This window comes from Microcoleus sp. T3_D1 (assembly GCF_036700405.1).
GTDB lineage: Bacteria > Cyanobacteriota > Cyanobacteriia > Cyanobacteriales > Microcoleaceae > Microcoleus.
Window position 1 is genome coordinate 1 of the sequence record NZ_JAUBOV010000198.1, and the last position, 1542, is coordinate 1542.

Here is a 1542-nt window from a genome sequence, read left to right on the forward strand (position 1 = left end):
ACGACCGCGTGCAGCAGTCAGGTTACGCTTTAATTGACTCAAAACTGCAAACAGCAATTCACCTACAAATTGGTCGTTTGTTACTGGCAAATATTTCTCCTGAGCGACGAGCCGAAAGAATTTTTGAAATTGCCGATCATTTAAATTCGGGTCGGAATTTAATCATTGATGAACGCGAGAAAACTGAACTAGCTATTTTAAATTTAACAGCCGCTCGCAAAGCCAAAGATGCCACGGCTTATTCGGCTGCCAGAGATTACTTAAAATTTGGTCTAGAAATTTTACCGGGCGATATTTGGCAAGACTCCTACGAACTAGCTTTTACCTTTCATAAGGAGCTAGCAGAAGCCGAATATTTAAACGGCAATTTTGAAGAATCAGAAGCTTTAATAGAAGTGGCATTTGCCCGGGCTAAATCCGATCTAGAAAAAGCCGAAATTTACAACATTTTGATCGTGCAGTATACTCTGCTAAGTAAATATGAAGCAGCAGTTCAATCGGGATTAAAAGCGCTTCACTTGCTGGGCATAGACTTGGCCGAAGATAATTTAAGTGAGGCGATTAATGCGGAAATGGCGGCAGCTACAGCCAACTTGGCAAACCAAGAAATTGCTTCATTAATTAATGCCGAAAAGATGAAAGAGCCGGCTCAACAAATGGCAATGAAATTATTGGGTAACATGGGGCCGCTAACGTTCTTTTCATCTCAAGAACTGTGGAAGTTGACTGTGATTAAAGCGATTAACCTTTCTCTCAAGTACGGTTTTGTAGCGGGAGGGTCTTACTGCTATTCATGTTATGGAATTATCCTGAATTCAATTTTAGGGGATTACCAATCGGCTTATGAGTTTGGCAGACTCGCTCTGACTCTCAGCGAAAATTCAAATAACTTGTCTCAAAACTGCCAAGATAGTGTGATTTTTGCCAATTACTTAAACTGCTGGGTGAGACCGCTCAAAACTACGGCGGAAATTAATAACGAAGGTTATAAAGTTGGCTTGCAATCGGGCAATTTGCAATGGACTGGTTATAACCGGATGTTTCAAACCATTACCTATTTCTTCCAAGGCATGAATTTGAATAACCTTTTGGAAGATATTGGCAAGTCGCTCCATTTCTGCGAGCAAACTAAAAATTTATGGGCAATTGATATTATCATTGCTAATAAAATAGCCATTTTAAATTTGATGGGAGAAGAGGATGAGATTAGCGAAAAACAGCATTTAGAAAATTTTACTGACCGTAAAAGCATGGCAGCGCTGTGCGAGTTTTATGTTTTAAAGGCGCAGACTTTCTATCTTTACGAACAGTATAGTGAGGCGCTAGAAGCATCGGATCGCGCGGCAGAGCTGATCGATTATTTGATGGGTCATATTTCTAGTGCTCACCATTATTTTTACCGTTGTCTGATTTTAACTGCTCTGTATTCAGAGGTTTCTGAATCGGAGCGACAAGATTACTGGCTGCAATTAGAAGCTAATCAGAAACAAATCCAAGTTTGGGCGGATAACTGCTCGGAAAGTTTTGCACATAAATTCTCGC

The 1542-nt window shown here is 40.3% G+C and carries 1 pseudogene; it reads left to right on the plus strand.

The window, feature by feature from the left end:
• Positions 1–1542, plus strand: a pseudogene (locus tag QT992_RS33345) (PAS sensor protein); the annotation flags it as partial.